The sequence below is a fragment of the Gordonia paraffinivorans genome (genome assembly GCF_900683595.1).
Classification (GTDB): domain Bacteria; phylum Actinomycetota; class Actinomycetes; order Mycobacteriales; family Mycobacteriaceae; genus Gordonia; species Gordonia paraffinivorans.
On record NZ_CAACYD010000003.1, the window covers coordinates 259,420 to 274,406 of the forward strand.

At 69.0% G+C, this 14,987-nt stretch carries 17 protein-coding genes and 1 other RNA gene; 4 read left to right on the top strand and 14 right to left on the bottom strand.

Annotated elements, in window-relative coordinates:
• Nucleotides 1–39 precede the first annotated feature (39 nt).
• Nucleotides 40–654, top strand: coding sequence for a hypothetical protein (locus tag E1P53_RS02025; RefSeq protein ID WP_131733301.1), 615 nt, complete (start codon nucleotides 40–42; stop codon nucleotides 652–654).
• Nucleotides 655–724: 70 nt separating this feature from the next.
• On the opposite strand, the gene ssrA is transcribed toward E1P53_RS02025, so the two are convergent.
• The 8 genes from ssrA to E1P53_RS02065 all read right to left on the bottom strand — a co-directional run bounded on the left by ssrA (nucleotide 725) and on the right by E1P53_RS02065 (nucleotide 6,645).
• Nucleotides 725–1,099, bottom strand: a transfer-messenger RNA (tmRNA) gene (gene ssrA, locus E1P53_RS02030).
• Between the two features lie 103 nt (nucleotides 1,100–1,202).
• Nucleotides 1,203–1,676 carry an SsrA-binding protein SmpB gene (gene smpB, locus E1P53_RS02035; RefSeq protein ID WP_040526212.1) on the bottom strand — a complete coding sequence of 158 codons (474 nt, stop codon included), beginning with the start codon at nucleotides 1,674–1,676 and terminating at the stop codon, nucleotides 1,203–1,205.
• 68 nt (nucleotides 1,677–1,744) lie between these two features.
• Entirely contained in the window at nucleotides 1,745–2,653 is a 909-nt protein-coding gene (ftsX, locus tag E1P53_RS02040; RefSeq protein WP_006898736.1) for a permease-like cell division protein FtsX, read from the bottom strand.
• Nucleotides 2,654–2,703: 50 nt separating this feature from the next.
• A complete protein-coding gene (ftsE, locus tag E1P53_RS02045; protein ID WP_006898737.1) occupies nucleotides 2,704–3,390 on the bottom strand; it encodes a cell division ATP-binding protein FtsE in 687 nt (228 codons plus the stop codon).
• 91 nt (nucleotides 3,391–3,481) lie between these two features.
• The gene (locus tag E1P53_RS02050) at nucleotides 3,482–4,066 is read right to left on the bottom strand and encodes a hypothetical protein (RefSeq protein ID WP_006898738.1); all 585 of its coding nucleotides are present in this window, start codon (nucleotides 4,064–4,066) and stop codon (nucleotides 3,482–3,484) included.
• Entirely contained in the window at nucleotides 4,066–5,052 is a 987-nt protein-coding gene (locus tag E1P53_RS02055; RefSeq protein WP_181954788.1) for a mechanosensitive ion channel family protein, read from the bottom strand. Before E1P53_RS02055 ends, E1P53_RS02050 begins: the two co-directional genes overlap by 1 nt.
• Nucleotides 5,052–6,167: a peptide chain release factor 2 gene (prfB, locus tag E1P53_RS02060; RefSeq protein ID WP_040526216.1), complete on the bottom strand. Its 1,116-nt coding sequence runs from the start codon at nucleotides 6,165–6,167 to the stop codon at nucleotides 5,052–5,054. Before prfB ends, E1P53_RS02055 begins: the two co-directional genes overlap by 1 nt.
• 76 nt (nucleotides 6,168–6,243) lie before the next feature.
• A complete protein-coding gene (locus tag E1P53_RS02065; RefSeq protein WP_006898741.1) occupies nucleotides 6,244–6,645 on the bottom strand; it encodes a hypothetical protein in 402 nt (133 codons plus the stop codon).
• A gap of 19 nt (nucleotides 6,646–6,664) precedes the next feature.
• Between E1P53_RS02065 and hisN the strand changes: the two genes are divergently transcribed.
• Entirely contained in the window at nucleotides 6,665–7,501 is an 837-nt protein-coding gene (hisN, locus tag E1P53_RS02070; protein ID WP_181954789.1) for a histidinol-phosphatase, read from the top strand.
• 16 nt (nucleotides 7,502–7,517) lie between these two features.
• Here hisN and E1P53_RS02075 read toward each other — a convergent pair whose 3' ends face one another.
• Nucleotides 7,518–8,177: an MBL fold metallo-hydrolase gene (locus tag E1P53_RS02075; protein ID WP_006898743.1), complete on the bottom strand. Its 660-nt coding sequence runs from the start codon at nucleotides 8,175–8,177 to the stop codon at nucleotides 7,518–7,520.
• Between the two features lie 18 nt (nucleotides 8,178–8,195).
• Nucleotides 8,196–8,654, bottom strand: a complete 459-nt coding sequence (locus E1P53_RS02080; RefSeq protein ID WP_006898744.1) for a DUF2752 domain-containing protein — start codon at nucleotides 8,652–8,654, stop codon at nucleotides 8,196–8,198.
• A gap of 155 nt (nucleotides 8,655–8,809) precedes the next feature.
• Between E1P53_RS02080 and E1P53_RS02085 the strand changes: the two genes are divergently transcribed.
• Both E1P53_RS02085 and E1P53_RS02090 read left to right on the top strand, forming a co-directional pair.
• Nucleotides 8,810–10,177 carry an acyl-CoA dehydrogenase family protein gene (locus E1P53_RS02085; RefSeq protein ID WP_131733302.1) on the top strand — a complete coding sequence of 456 codons (1,368 nt, stop codon included), beginning with the start codon at nucleotides 8,810–8,812 and terminating at the stop codon, nucleotides 10,175–10,177.
• A 27-nt stretch (nucleotides 10,178–10,204) separates the two neighbouring features.
• Entirely contained in the window at nucleotides 10,205–11,425 is a 1,221-nt protein-coding gene (locus tag E1P53_RS02090) for an acyl-CoA dehydrogenase family protein (RefSeq protein ID WP_006898746.1), read from the top strand.
• Between the two features lie 80 nt (nucleotides 11,426–11,505).
• On the opposite strand, the gene crcB (E1P53_RS02095) is transcribed toward E1P53_RS02090, so the two are convergent.
• The 4 genes from crcB (E1P53_RS02095) to E1P53_RS02110 are packed head-to-tail and all read right to left on the bottom strand — an operon-like array spanning nucleotide 11,506 to nucleotide 14,772.
• Nucleotides 11,506–11,874 (bottom strand): fluoride efflux transporter CrcB, encoded by a 369-nt coding sequence (gene crcB, locus E1P53_RS02095; protein WP_131733303.1) that lies wholly within the window; start codon nucleotides 11,872–11,874, stop codon nucleotides 11,506–11,508.
• Nucleotides 11,871–12,338 (bottom strand): fluoride efflux transporter CrcB, encoded by a 468-nt coding sequence (crcB, locus tag E1P53_RS02100; protein WP_131733304.1) that lies wholly within the window; start codon nucleotides 12,336–12,338, stop codon nucleotides 11,871–11,873. The genes crcB (E1P53_RS02095) and crcB (E1P53_RS02100) overlap by 4 nt, the downstream gene beginning before the upstream one ends.
• Before the next feature lie 57 nt (nucleotides 12,339–12,395).
• Nucleotides 12,396–12,878 carry a DUF6790 family protein gene (locus E1P53_RS02105; protein ID WP_131733305.1) on the bottom strand — a complete coding sequence of 161 codons (483 nt, stop codon included), beginning with the start codon at nucleotides 12,876–12,878 and terminating at the stop codon, nucleotides 12,396–12,398.
• A 13-nt stretch (nucleotides 12,879–12,891) separates the two neighbouring features.
• Entirely contained in the window at nucleotides 12,892–14,772 is a 1,881-nt protein-coding gene (locus E1P53_RS02110; RefSeq protein ID WP_131733306.1) for a propionyl-CoA synthetase, read from the bottom strand.
• Nucleotides 14,773–14,987 lie beyond the last annotated feature (215 nt).

Below are 14,987 nucleotides of genomic sequence, written 5' to 3' on the forward strand. Positions count from 1 at the left end.
GACGGCCCGGACATTCGCGACAGCCAACGGAAGTGGAGCATGAACACGACGCCCGAGAATACGAACCCGGAGAACCCGAACGGCCCCGCCGACCGGCCGACCGAGCCGCTCGCCGAGCAGCCCACCGAACGGATGGCCGAGCAGCCCACCGAGCAGACGGCCGCCCCCACAGCCGCGCCGTACGTCGCGCCCGTCGCCGATGCCCCGGCCGGCGGCCCTGCTGCCGGTGATCCCGCGGGCGCAGCCCCGGCGCAGACGACCACGCCCGCGAAGTCCAAGACCCCGGTGCTCGTCGCCTGCGGTGTCGGCATCGCCATCGTCGCCGGCGCGCTCGGGTTCGGCGCCGGGTACATCACGGGAGACGAGACCTCCGATCACCCGAGGCGCCACGCCGGGTGGAGTCATGACCGTCCCATGTTCGGCGAGCATCCCGGCGACGGTCCGCGCGGGCACTTCCGTGGCGGCCCCGGCGGTGACGGTCAGGGGCGGCCCGCCCTCCCCGGACCGTGGGACGGCCGGGACCAGAACCGCGGCCCGCGCAACCAGGCACCCGACCGCCAGGGCACCGACCAGCAGGCGCCGGGCCAGCAGGCGCCGGGCCAGCAGGCGCCGGGCCAGCAGCCCACCACCCAGCAGCAGTCGCAGCCCAGCTGATCCGGCCCGGCGATCTTCCCGCCGGACAGAGAAAAGGCGCCCCACCTGAAACCAGATGGGGCGCCTTCTGCGGTGGAGCTGCCGGGAATTGAACCCGGGTCCTCCGTCGTGTTGGTAGGGCTTCTCCGTGTGCAGTCCGCTATGTCTCTACTTGGATCTCCCGGTCACGCGGACAAGCCGAGATGACGATCCCAGTCGCTGTTGGTTGTCCCGTCCTCCCCCGCGACCGGCGAGGACGGTGAGTTCCCTGAAGATGATGCCGGCGACCGGGTTCGGGAACACAACCCGGGCCGACAGACTAGCCGTCGCTGATCAGGCAGCGAGGGCGTAGTCGCGCTGATTGGAATCGGCGCTTAATTGGTTGCTGCGACGCTCACGGTGGTCTCCAGCCTGCACCGACACGCTTCCCCTACCTCGACGCACGTAGTCGAAACCGATCAGCCCCGAGATAGGTGTTGCCCGCCGACCTTTCGGCCGACGAACACCCAGTGTAACAACACCGCCGCACGGGATCATTCCCGTTTCCGCGACGGACCGCGCGACCCCGGTCACATGCCCTTCACGCGGCGGCCGACCTCGCGCTCGACCTCCCGCTGCGCGGTGCGCCGGGCGATGTCCTGACGCTTGTCGTGGGCCTGCTTGCCGCGGGCCAGCGCCAACTCGACCTTCACCCGGCCGTCGCTGAAGTACATCGAGAGCGGGACCAGGGTGAGGTTGCCGTCGCGGAGCTTGCCGATCAGGGTGTCGATCTCGCGGCGGTGCAGCAGCAGCTTCCGCTTGCGCCGCACGTTGTGGTTGGTCCACGAGCCGTGGCCGTATTCGGCGATGTGCAGGGCGTGCAGCCACACCTCGCCGTCCTCGATGGTCGCGAACGCGTCCACCAGCGACGCCTTGCCGGCGCGGAGGCTCTTGACCTCGGTGCCGACCAGCACGATGCCTGCCTCGTAGACGTCGAGGATGGTGTAGTTGTGCCGCGCCTTGCGGTTCGTCGCAATCACGTTGCGGCCCTTTTCCCTGGGCACCACTCACCTCCTCGTCGAGTTGCCGTCCACCATCATCCCAGCGCCCCCGCGGCGCATGATCGTCCGGGTCACTCCCGGACGTACACCCGCAGGGTGATGTACGCCGTCGCACCGGCCAGCACGATGCCTCCGAGGATCAGCCACGGGGCGACGAACAGCACGTCGGCCAGTTCGATGCGGGCGAAGAAGCTCACACCGTACAGCTCCTTGAGCGCGGTGTCGAAGAAGAATTTCTTCGCCAGCAGCAGGCCGCCGATCGCCAGTAGCGCACCGACAAGGGCCGACACCACCGCCTCGAGCAGGAACGGCAACTGCGTGTACCACCGCGTCGCGCCCACCAGGCGCATGATCGAGACCTCGGTCCGTCTGGTGAACGCCGCGATCTGAACGGTGTTGATGATCAACAGGATCGCGGCGACCGCGAGGACCGAGGCGATCGCGAACGTCGCGTTGCGCACCCCGTCGAGCACGCTGAAGATCCGTTGCACCAGTTTTCGGTCGTCCTTGAAGGCGTCGACGCCGAGGTCCTTGCGGTTGGAGTACTCGTTGAGGACGACGTCGAACTGCGCCGGGTCGGACACCCGCACCCGCAGCGACGCGGGAAGCGTTCCCTCGACGATGTTCTCGGCGAGGTCGGGGTTGTTGGCGAAGATCTCCTTGGCGCGCTTGTACGCCTCGTCCTTGTCGATGTAGGTCACCGACGTCACGCCCGCCTCGTTCTCGAGGCCGCGCCGCAGCTGCGCGCACGGGTCGGATTCGCACTGCGGGTCGCGCTCGGTGACCTCGGGGTTGATGTAGAACTCCATCTCGACCCGGTCGAGGAAGATCTTCTGGCTCTTCTCGGCCATCTGGATCACCAGCAGGCCGCCGCCGAACATGCCCAGCGTGATCGCCGTGGTGATGATCATCGCGATGGTCATGGTCGCGTTGCGACGAAGTCCGGTGAGGACCTCGGTGATGATGAAATGCGCTCGCATGCTTGCTCAGACGTCCTTGGGAATCGTGGGATGCGGTGGCGGGGCAGGCGTCAGCCGATCCCGTACACACCCTGCTGGTCGTTGCGGACGAGCTGCCCGTTGTCGAACTCGAGGACCCGGCGACGCATCGCGTCGACGATGTGGCGGTCGTGGGTGGCCATGATGACCGTGGTGCCGCGCCGGTTGACGCGGTCGAGGACGTCCACGATCTCCTCGCTGGTCTCCGGGTCGAGGTTTCCGGTCGGCTCGTCGGCCAGCAGCACCAGCGGCCGGTTGACGATCGCGCGGGCGATGGCGACGCGCTGCATCTCGCCACCGGACAGCTCGTTGGGCATGCGGTCGTGCTTGCCCTCGAGTCCGACGTACTCGAGCACCTCGGGCACGACGCGCTGAATCGTCGACCGCGGCCGGCCGATCACCTCGAGCGCGAAGGCGACGTTCTCGGCGACGGTCTTCTTCTGCAGCAGTCGGAAGTCCTGGAACACGCAGCCGATCGACTGACGCAGCTTGGGGACCTCGCGGGCCTTCAGCTTGTTGACGTGGAACTCACCGAGCCAGATGTCCCCGCTCGTCGGCCGGTCCTCTTTGAGCAGCAGCCGGAAGAACGTCGACTTGCCCGATCCGGACGGCCCGATGAGAAACGCGAACTCCCCCTTGTCGATCTCGAAGCTCAAATCCTTCAGAGCCGGCCGAGAGGATGCCTTGTACTGCATCGTGACGTTCTCCAGCTTGATCACGATGAGCCAGTGTAACGACGCCGCCTGAGAGTCCGTTCAGGCGCGACACCCGCCTTCTGCGAGGTCACCGACCAGCGCAGATGTCCCCGGGTCAGCGTGTCGGAACCGGCGTCGTCTGCGTCGGTGCGCCGAAGCGCGGGATCTCCACGCCCGGCAGACCGGGGATCGTGGGCGCGTCGGTGGTCGGCCCACCGTCCGACGACCGGCCCCGACCCGAGGACTCCCCCGGCTGCCCGGTGCCCGGTGAGCCGGGTTCGCCCGGAAGAGGGAACTGCGACTCGCTCGATTCGGCCGACGTGCTCGGCACGGTGGTCGAGGTCTCCGGGAGTCGCTCGTAGGTGGGTTCGGGGGTGTACTGCGTCGTCCGCGGGGCCGGACGCGGCTGCTCCGGCGAGACGACGCCGTACCGCTGGGAGGTGTAGCCGTAGAGCAGGCAGCAGGCGATGAACACCACCAACAAGACGACGCTGCTCACGCGGATCGTGGTGTTGCCGACGTACTTCTTCCACCGCAGCCGGCGCAGCCGCGAACCGGAATCGGTCCCCGACGACGAGCCCGAAGGCCGTCGAGAACCGGACCGATTCTGCGGCTTCGGCTGCCGCGAACCGGACTGCTGCGCGGGACCGGACTCCTGCGAATCCGATGCCCCGGAGCCGGGTTGATCGGAGTCTGCCATCACTCGTCCTCGTCTCGGGATCGGTCTCGTCCGCCCTGGTCGGCGAAGGTCGTCGGCGGTCCGCCGGCCGCCTGCACCTCGCGGCCCGCCGGCACGATGATGCCCTCCCGGGCAAGAGCGCGGATGATGTGCACGCGCAGCGCACGACCCACCTCGAACTGCTTTCCGGGTAGCGTCCGCGTGACCATGCGCACCGTGATCGAGTCCAGTTCCAGGCTGATGACGCCCAGCGACGACGGGGCGTCGAGCAGCAGGTCGTGCCAGCGCGGGATCTCGTAGAACTCGCGGCCGACCCGGTCGAGGGTGTCGTTGACCAGCCCGATGTCGGCCTCGGCCGGCACCGGCACGTCGACGACCGCGCGCGCCCAGTCCTTCGACAGGTTGGTGGCCTTGATGATCTGGCCGTTCGGGACGGTGATGACCTCGCCCTCGCTGGTGCGCAGTTTGGTGACCCGCAGGGTCACGTCCTCGACGGTGCCCTGGGCCGAGCCGTTGCCGGTGACGGTCAGGTCGACCACGTCGCCGTACCCGTATTGCTTCTCGGCGACGACGAAGAAGCCGGCGAGGATGTCCTGCACGATGCGCTGCGCGCCGAAGCCGAGTGCCGCACCGATCACCGCGGTCGGTCCGGTGAGCCCGCTGAGCGGAATCCCGACGACGCCGAGGATGTGGATGACGACGATGATCGCGATCGCGACGATCAGCGTCCACGCCATCACGTCGACCAGCGCACGACGATGCTTCGCGTCCTCGGTCTGGACGATCAGGTCACTGGTGGTGAACTTCGACTCCAGCCGATTGGCGTACTTCGCGGCGAACCACCTGATGAGCCGGGCGAGCAGGACCGCCCCGAGGACCCAGCAGACGATCTCCAGGCCGTTGGTCGCCAGCCACACGTACACCCGGCCGATGAGGACCTCGGTCGAGCTCGCCGGCCCGTCCGCAGCCGACAGCAGGGCGGGCAGCGCGGTTCCCGGCTGGAGCATCACGCCTGCGCGGACGCCATCCGCCAGCGGATGCCGGCCTCGATGAACTTGTCGATGTCACCGTCGAGGACGGCGGCCGGGTTGTTGTCCTCGACGCCGGTCCGCAGGTCCTTGACCATCTGGTAGGGGTGCAGCACGTAGGACCGCATCTGGTTGCCCCAGCTCGACCCGCCGTCGCCCTTGAGCGCGTCCATCTCGGCCCGCTCCTCCTGGCGCTTGCGCTCGAGGAGCTTGGCCTGCAGCACGCGCATCGCCGACGCCTTGTTCTGCAGCTGGCTCTTCTCGTTCTGACAGGTCACCACGATGCCGGTCGGGATGTGGGTCAGGCGCACCGCCGAGTCGGTGGTGTTGACCGACTGGCCGCCCGGACCCGACGACCGGTAGACGTCGACCTTGAGGTCGTTCTCGTCGATGTCGATGTGGTCGGTCTGCTCGACGACCGGCAGCACCTCGACCTCGGCGAACGAGGTCTGGCGGCGGCTCTGGTTGTCGAAGGGGCTGATGCGCACGAGGCGGTGGGTGCCCTGCTCGACCGACAGCGTGCCGTACATGTACGGCGCCTTGATCGCGAATGTGGCGGACTTGAGGCCGGCCTCCTCGGCGTAGGACGTGTCGTAGACCTCGACGCCGTAGTCGTGCTTCTCGGCCCAGCGGATGTACATGCGCATGAGCATCTGGGCCCAGTCCGCGGCGTCGACGCCACCGGCGCCGGCGCGGATGTTCACCACGGCCTCGCGGGAGTCGTACTCGCCGGCCAGCATCGTCTTGACCTCCATGGCCTCGATGTCGGCGCGGAGGCTGGCCCGCTCGGCGTCGGCGTCGGCGAGTGCGGCGGCCCGGTCCTCGCCCTCCTCGGCCTCGGCGAGCTCGTAGTGCACGGGCAGGTCCTCGAGACGCTGGCGCAGCTCGGTGACCTTGCGCAGCTCGGACTGGGCGTGGGAGAGCTCGCTGGTGACCTTCTGGGCGTGGTCCTGGTCGTTCCACAGGTCGGGATCGGAGGCCTGCATCTCGAGCTCGTCGATGCGACGACGCAACTCATCGAGGTCCAGCACCTTCTCCACGGTGGTCAGGGTGGCGTCGAGGGCTTCGAGGTCTGCGGTCACGTCGGGATGCACAATCATCCAGAGTACCGACCGTGGGCCGGGTCAGACAGCGTCGGGCACCGACAAGCCGGGCGACCCGCGCCGGCGGTCAGTGCTTGCCGAGATCGACCGGCGGTTCCGGGTCGGGCAGGACGCCGAACTGCCACGACGTGACGGCCTTGTGCGGCTTGTAGATCACCGGCAGGTCGTCGCCGACCTTCGGCCACTGATCGCCCTGTCCGAGCACGAGCGTGCCGTAGACGTCGGTGGGGTTGGTCTCGGGTCCGACGATGGTGCCGGTGATGGTGCAGAACCGCCGGCCGTCCTTGTCGGCGGCGGCCTGCGGGTCGACCTCGGTGTCGGAAACGCCGACGACCGTGAGCGTGCCCTGCACGTATTGCGAGGCCTTCGCGGCCGAGAGTCCCTGGGGGTTGCGGCCACGCTGCCACTGCACGACCAGCGCCACCACGAGCGCGGCCAACAGCAGGGTGAACACCACGGTCAGCACCATGAGGGCTACCCTACCGGGCATGTCCGCCGACTCCGGTTCGAAAGCAGCCAGCACCCCCGACGACCGGGCCCGCCAGGCCCTCGAGGACGACCTCGAACTCGCGCTGTCGCTGGCCGAGTCCGCCGACGCCCTGACCACCGAGCGGTTCGGGGCCGTGGACCTGAGGGTGGACAGCAAGCCCGACCTGACGCCCGTCTCCGACGCCGACCTGGCGTGCGAGCGCATGATCCGCGATCGTCTCGCGGCCCGCCGTCCCGACGACACCGTCCTCGGCGAGGAGTTCGGCGGCGACGCGACGCTGTCGGGCCGCCAGTGGGTCGTCGACCCGATCGACGGGACCAAGAACTTCGTGCGCGGGGTCCCCGTCTGGGCGACCCTGATCGCGCTGCTGGTCGACGGCGTCCCGACCGTCGGCGTGGTGTCGGCACCGGCGCTGCGGCGGCGCTGGTGGGCGGCCGCCGGCCTCGGCGCCCACACCCACTTCGACGACGAGGACGCCCGCGAGATCTCGGTGTCCGGTGTCGCCGACCTCGCCTCGTCGAGCCTGGCCTTCTCCAGCCTGTCCGGGTGGAAGGACCGCGGCATCCGCGAGCAGTTCGTCGACCTGACCGATCGCGTGTGGCGCGTCCGCGGCTACGGCGACTTCTTCAACTACTGCCTCGTCGCCGAGGGCGCGGTCGACGTCGCCGCCGAACCCGAGGTGTCGCTGTGGGACCTCGCCGCCCTCGACATCCTCGTCTGCGAGGCCGGTGGTCGGTTCACCGCACTCGACGGCACGCCCGGCCCCGGCGGCGGCAGCGCCGTCGCCACCAACGGCCTGCTGCACGACGAGGTGCTGGCGGCGCTGCGCCCGTGAACCGCGCCGTGGCCGCCTAGACCTCGGTGCCGCTCTCCTTCGCCAGCACCTTGAACTCCGTTGCGTCGTCCTTCATCTCCGACAGTCGGCCGTAGTGGATGCCGGTGCCGGCGTCGGACAGGATCGCCTGGTGGATCGGCACGGCGACGCGCGGGGCCATCGCCCGCAGGTAGTCCACGGATTCGCTGATCTTCATCCAAGGCGCGGCCGACGGCAGCGCGAGGACGTCGATCTTCTCGAACGGGATGTAGAAGGAGTCGCCCGGGTGCATGAAGCGGCCGGGTTGCTCGGCGGTGCCGAGGATGTAGGCGACGTTGTCGACGACCGGGATCTCGGGGTGGATCACCGCGTGCCGACCGCCGGTGAAACGCGCGGTGAGCGAACCGATCTCGACCTGTCCGCCGCTGTGCGCCGCCGTCCACCGGCCCGCCACGTCGTCGGCGTTGAGTTGCGCGGTGGTCTGAGGGTCGGCGTAGAGGACCGCGTCCGGGTTGGCCGCCACGAGGTCGGGCAGCTTCGCGATGTCGCAGTGGTCCGGGTGCTGATGGGTGATGAGGATCGCGTCGAGGCCGTCGATGCCCTCGAACCCGTGCGAGAAGTTCCCCGGATCGAACAGCACCTTGGTCCCGTCGATCTCGACGAGCAGGCATGAATGGCCGAAGTGGGTGATCTGCATGGTTTCACTCTGCCCGCTTCACACCACGATCGGGAAGATCCCCCATCCCGCGGCGGCGTCGGCGAGTCGGAAGAGTCCGTAGCCGATCCAGACGGCGAGGAAGACCGCGCCCACCGGTCCGACGACGACGTCGCGCCAGCCGGACAGCGGGGACCGGCGCCGCCTTGCCAGCGTCGCGAACGCGAGCAGCGCGGTGACCGCGGTCAGCACGAGCAGGACCGGACCGAAGAGGTTGAACCCGAATGCGGCGGCGACGTCGCCGTGCATGAACGCCACCCAGCTGCGGGTCAGTCCGCAGCCCGGACACGGCAGGCCGGTGATCATCGCGAACGGGCACATCCCCGGTCCGGACTCGATGCCCGACGGCGTGAGGATGCCGGCCGCCCCGAGGGCCGCGGCGCCGACGATCCCCACGACCGCGGCGCCCGCCGCGGAGGCGGACGATAAGCGCAGGTCGGCCTGGTGTTCGACGGTCACCCGGCCAGCCTAACGCTCCCCTCGGCGACGGGCGCCGGACAACCGCGTGACAAACTTCTTACCACCGAGTAAGGTCTGTTCTTACTACCGAGTAAGATCGGTCCACAACGTGCAGAGGCCCCGACCGGGGCGACTGGAAGAAACGGCTGGTGATCATGACAACTCACACCGAACCGCGCGACACCTCCGCAGTCGGCCGCAACCCCCATCCCCGCAACTTCATCGGCACCGCGATGCGCGTGCTGACCACGGTGACGGGCTCGGAGTTCGCCGAGAAGTACAAGATCCGCGAGCCGATCAACCGGGTCGCCTACCAGGCGACCAAGACCGGGTTCCAGACCCTCGGCGCCGCCAACCGCGCGTTCAAGGCCGTCCAGGGCGGTTCGGGTGAGGCCAAGCGGCTCACCACCGCGCCCAAGGACTACTTCAACCTCACCCCCGACGACGAGCAGCAGATGATCGCCGAGACGGTGAAGGAGTTCGCCGTCGAGATCCTGCGCCCGGCCGCCCACGACGCCGACGAGAACGCCGCGGCGCCCGAGGATCTCGTGAAGCGCTCCGCCGAGCTCGGCATCACGATGATCAACGTGCCCGAGGAGTTCGAGGGCGCGGCCAGCGAGCGCGGCGTGGTCACCAACGCCCTGGTCGCCGAGGCGATGGCCTACGGCGACATGGGCCTCGCGATCCCGCTGCTCGCGCCGAGCGGTGTCGCCACCACCCTGACCAACTTCGGCACCGACGAGCAGCAGCGCACCTACCTGCCCGACTTCGCCGGCGAGAACGTGCCGCAGTCGGCGGTCGTCGTCGCCGAGCCGAAGCCGCTGTTCGACGCCTTCGACCTGAGCACCAAGGCCACCCGCGTGCCGAGCGGCTACCGCCTCAACGGCGTGAAGTCCTTCGTCCCGGCCGCCGGGTCGTCGGAGCTGTTCGTCGTCGGCGCCCAGCTCGACGGCAAGCCCGCCCTGTTCATCGTCGAATCCGACACCAAGGGCCTGATCGTGGAGGCCGACCCCGGCATGGGCGTGCGCGCCGCCGGCATGGGCCGCCTGCTGCTGCAGGACGTCGCGGTCCCGGAGAGCGCGCTGCTCGCCGGTCACGCCGACGCCGCACACGCCGCCTATCGCGACGTGGTCCGCCTGTCGCGCCTGGGTTGGTCGGCCCTGGCCGCCGGCACCGGACGCGCGGTCCTCGACTACGTGATCCCCTACGTCAACGAGCGCGAGGCGTTCGGCGAGCCGATCTCCAACCGCCAGGCGGTGGCCTTCATGGTCGCCAACATGGCCACCGAGCTCGACTCGATCCGCCTGGTGACCCTCCGCGGCGCCGCCCGCGCCGAGCAGGGCCTGAGCTTCGCCCGCGAGGCCGCCCTCGCCCGCAAGCTGACCATCGACAAGGGCCTGCAGATCGGCCTCGACGGCATCCAGCTCCTCGGCGGCCACGGCTTCACCAAGGAACACCCGGTCGAGCGCTGGTACCGCGACCTCCGCGGCGCCGGCATCGGCGAAGGCATCGTCGTCCTCTAGGCCGCGCGGACCGAAGGAAACCCTGACATGAGCATCAATCTCGAATTGCCGAAGAAGCTGCACGTCACGATCGACCAGGCGCATCAGGCGGCGGCGGAGATCTTCCGCCCGATCTCGCGCAAATACGATCTGCGCGAACACGATTACCCGGTCGAGCTCGACACCCTGGCCAGCCTGTACGACGGTCTCGCCGAGACCGGCCAGGCCGGCGCGGGCGCCGACGGCGGCCGAAGCCAGAAGAAGGCCAAGCCCGAAGGCGAGGGCGCCGTCGTCAACGGCGGCAACATGCAGTCGGTCCTCAACGTCATGGAGACCTCGTGGGGCGACGTCGGCCTCATGCTCTCCATTCCCTATCAGGGCCTGGGTAACTCGGCGATTGCCGCGGTCGCCACCGACGAGCAGCTCGAGCGGTTCGGCAAGGTGTGGGCCGCGATGGCCATCACCGAGCCGAGCTTTGGCTCCGACTCGGCGGCGGTCTCGACCACCGCGACCCTCGACGGCGACGAATACGTCATCAACGGCGAGAAGATCTTCGTGACGGCCGGTTCCCGCGCCACCCACATCGTGGTGTGGGCGACCGTGGACAAGAGCCTCGGCCGCGCCGCCATCAAGTCCTTCGTCGTCCCGCGCGACCATCCGGGCGTGGAAGTCGTTCGCCTGGAGCACAAGCTGGGTATCCGCGTCTCCGACACCGCGGTCATCCGCTTCGACAACTGCCGCATCCCCAAGGACAACCTCCTCGGCTCGCCCGAGGTGGACACCAAGAAGGGCTTCGGCGGGGTCATGCAGACCTTCGACAACACGCGGCCCCTCGTCGCGGGCATGGCCGTGGGTGTCGCGCGCGCCGCGCTCGAGGAGCTGCGCCGGGTGCTCGACGAGGCGGGCATCGAGGTCGACTACGACCGTCCGGCCGCCGACCAGCACGCCGCCGCAGCCGAATTCATCCGCATGGAGTCCGATTTCGAGGCGGCCTACCTGCTGACGATGCGCGCCGCGTGGATGGCCGACAACAAGCAGCCGAACTCGACCGAGGCGTCGATGTCGAAGGCCAAGGCCGGCCGCGTCGTCAACGACATCACCAACAAGGTCGTCGAACTGCTGGGCACGTTCGGTTACTCGGAGCGCCTGCTCGTCGAGAAGTGGGCCCGTGACGCCAAGATCCTCGACATCTTCGAGGGCACCCAGCAGATCCAGAACCTCATCATCGCCCGCCGCGTGCTCAACAAGAGCAGCGCCGAGCTGAAGTGAGGAACTGCACCTCTCACAGGGTTCGGCCCCCGTCATCGTCCTGATGGCGGGGGCCGAATCATGTTCGCGTCCGGTCGTTCTCAGAACACATACGCCAACGCCGTCCCGACCGCGCAGGCGGCGACCGAGGCCGCCAGGGTCCCGACGGCGTACGCCGCGGACCGCAGGCGCTCCCCCTTCTGCGCCAGCCGGACCGTCTCGAAGCCCGCGGTGCTGAAAGTGGTGTAGCCGCCGCAGAACCCGGTGCCGACGATCGCCTGCAACCCGTGCGGCGCGGCGTGGAAGATCACCAGTCCCGCGACGATGCCGAGCACCGCGGACCCGGTCACGTTGATCACGAAGGTGCCCCACGGCGTCACGCCCGGCCACCGGGACCTGACCGCGCCGTCGACGACGAACCTCGCCACCGCGCCGAATCCGCCGGCGGCCATCACGGCGAGGGCGATCATGCGCCCGCCCTGCGCCGGCCGGCGACCGCGGACGCACAGGCGATCCCGCACCACGCCGCGCCGATTCCTGCCACGACGCTCACCAGTGCGTAGGCCATCGCGGTCAGGACGGCCGACGCCCGGGACAGTTCGGCGACCTCCAGCGCGAATGCGCTGTAGGTGGTCAGCGCGCCGCAGATCCCGGTGCCGCCGAACAACCGCACCCGCTGGCGCCACCCCTCGTCCCGACCGAGTCGCGCCAGCAGTTCCAGCAGCACGCCGAGGACGAAGGCGCCGATGACGTTGACCGCGAAGGTCGCCCAGGGCCAGTGGCCTTCCGACGCCGGGAACGCCTCCTCCGCCCAGTACCGCGCGCCCGTACCGAGCAGGCCTCCGGCGAACACCCACAGCAGGGCGTGTCCCCGGAAGTGCAGGGGTCGGGTGTCCGGGTCGACGGGGAGTTCACCGTGCGGATCAGGGCTCACCCGGCCAGTGTCCTACACGCCGCCCCGGCATGCGTCGGCCTACCACACGAGGACGCCTTAGACGACGACGTTGTAGAGCACGATCAGGTACACCGGCACGATCACGTCGAAGAAGAAGATCGGCCCGGCGTTGCCCTGTGCGAAGTTGCGCTCCGTCACCATCTCCCGGAGACGACCGACGGCGGCCCCGAGATAGAACACCGAGAACGCGATGATCGTGGCCAGGGTGAACTCGTCGCCGAAGCCCGACGCCATGACCCCGAGCAGGCCGGTGGCCAGGCTCGCCAGGCCCACCTCCCACTGCCACGGCGTCTTCTCCGGCCAGCCGATCGACTCGGCGACGGGCTCTCCGAAGAACATGTGCCCGCAGCCGGTCATCCACCCCTGGACGCCGATCATCCACAGCACGGAGTTCTCGAGCAGGTCGCGACCGAGATCCCCGCCCCGGATGAGGGCGTCGACCAGCGTCGCCACCAGCGTGCCGACGATCCCGACGAACGGGACGACGGCGATCGCCAGGCGGACGATGCGGTCGTTCATGGTGGCAGGCCGGTCAGCCCCTCAGCTGTTCGGCGAGCGCCGTCAGGACGTCCGGGTCCTCGATGGTCGACGGGACCGTGTACTCCTCGTGGTCGGCGATCTGCCGCATGGTCTTGCGCAGGATCTTGCCCGACCTCGTCTTGGGCAGGGCAGGCACGACGGTGACGTCGCGGAACGTGGCGACCGCGCCGATCTCCTCGCGCACCTTCGCGACGAGCTCGCTGCGCAATGTCTCGGCGTCGATGTCGGCACCCGACTTGAGGACCACGTACCCGCTCGGGCGCTGGCCCTTGAGATCGTCGTGGATGCCGATGACCGCGCATTCGGCGACGGCCGGGTGCGAGGCCACGACCGCCTCGATGCTGCCGGTCGAAAGCCGGTGTCCGGCAACGTTGATCACGTCGTCGGAACGGCCGAGGACGAAGACGTAGCCGTCGGAGTCGATGTACCCCGAGTCACCGGTTAGGTAGTAGCCGTCGAAGGCGTCGAGGTAGGACTTGCGGTAGCGCTCCTCGTCGCGCCAGAGGCCGGCGAGGGTGCCGGGCGGCAACGGCAGCTTGATGACGATGCTGCCCTCTTCGCCGGCGGGGACCGGATTGCCGTCGGCGGCGACGACACCCACCTGATAGCCGGGAACAGGGACGGTCGGCGAGCCTGCCTTGATCGGCATCGGCTCCAGGCCACGGAGATTCGCGGCGATGGCCCAGCCCGTCTCGGTCTGCCACCAGTGGTCCACGACAGGTACGTTCAGGATCTCCGACGCCCAGGTGAAGGTGTCCGGATCGAGACGCTCGCCGGCCGCGAACAGCGTCTGCAGGGTCGAGATGTCGTACTTGGCGAGCTCGGCGGCGTCGGGGTCGGCCTTGCGGACCGCGCGGATCGCCGTGGGGGCGGTGAACAGCGCCTTCACTCCGTGGTCGGAGATGACCCGCCAGAAGGCGCCGGCGTCGGGGGTGCCGACGGGCTTGCCCTCGTACATCACCGTGGTCGCGCCCACCATGAGCGGCGCGTACACGATGTAGGAATGGCCGACGACCCAGCCGACGTCGGAGGCAGTCCACCAGACGTCGCCGGCGGAGATGTCGTAGATGTTCTTCATCGACCAGGTCAGCGCGACCGCGTGACCGCCGTTGTCGCGGACCACGCCCTTCGGCTTACCGGTCGTGCCCGACGTGTAGAGGATGTAGAGCGGGTCGGTCGCGGCCACCGACACCGGGTCGGCCGGCGAGGCACCGGCCATCGCCTCGTCCCAGTCCAGCCAGCCGTCGTGCTCCGAGGCGTCACCGGTGATCTCGGGGCGGTTCTTCACGATGACGGTGCCCGGCGCGGCCGTCGAGATCTCGAGTGCCTTGGCCACCATCGGCAAGTACTCGACCGTTCGACCGGGTTCGAGGCCACCCGATGCGGTGACGACGGCGACCGGCTCGGCGTCGTCGATACGGGCGGCGAGCTCCGGTGCGGCGAAGCCGCCGAACACCACCGAGTGCACGGCGCCGATGCGGGCGCACGCGAGCATCGCGACGGCGGCCTCGGGGATCATCGGCATGTAGATGATGACGCGGTCGCCGGCGGTGATGCCGCGCGAGGCGAGCACGCCGGCGAAACGCGAGACCTCGTCGAGCAGTTCGGCGTAGGTGTAGCGGCGCACCTGGCCGACCATCGCCGAGTCCCAGATGAGCGCGCTGCGATCCCCGTGCCCCGCTTCGACGTGACGGTCGAGGGCGTTCACGGAGGTGTTGAGGGCGGCGTCGGGGAACCACCGGTAGAACGGCGCGTTCGAGTCGTCGAGGGCCCGGGTCGGCGGAGTGGTCCAGTCGACGGCCTGCGCGGCCTCGAGCCAGAAGCCTTCACGATCTTCCGCTGCTCGGGTGAATGCTTCGCTGTACCGGCCCATCGTGGCCATCCTTTCGACGTCAACCAGCGCACAATCGGGCACCACCGTGCCCTGCCGTTCTTAGAGGTTAGCGATGTGATGGTCACCACCCAATCCGAACCGGTCAGAAGCGGCGAGCGGTCGATCCCGCGCGACGAGCGGTCGTCGGACCCCGTGGAGGAGGACGTGGACAACGATCTCCACGGAGGGGATCGACCGCGTGCCGCCTTCCGGCA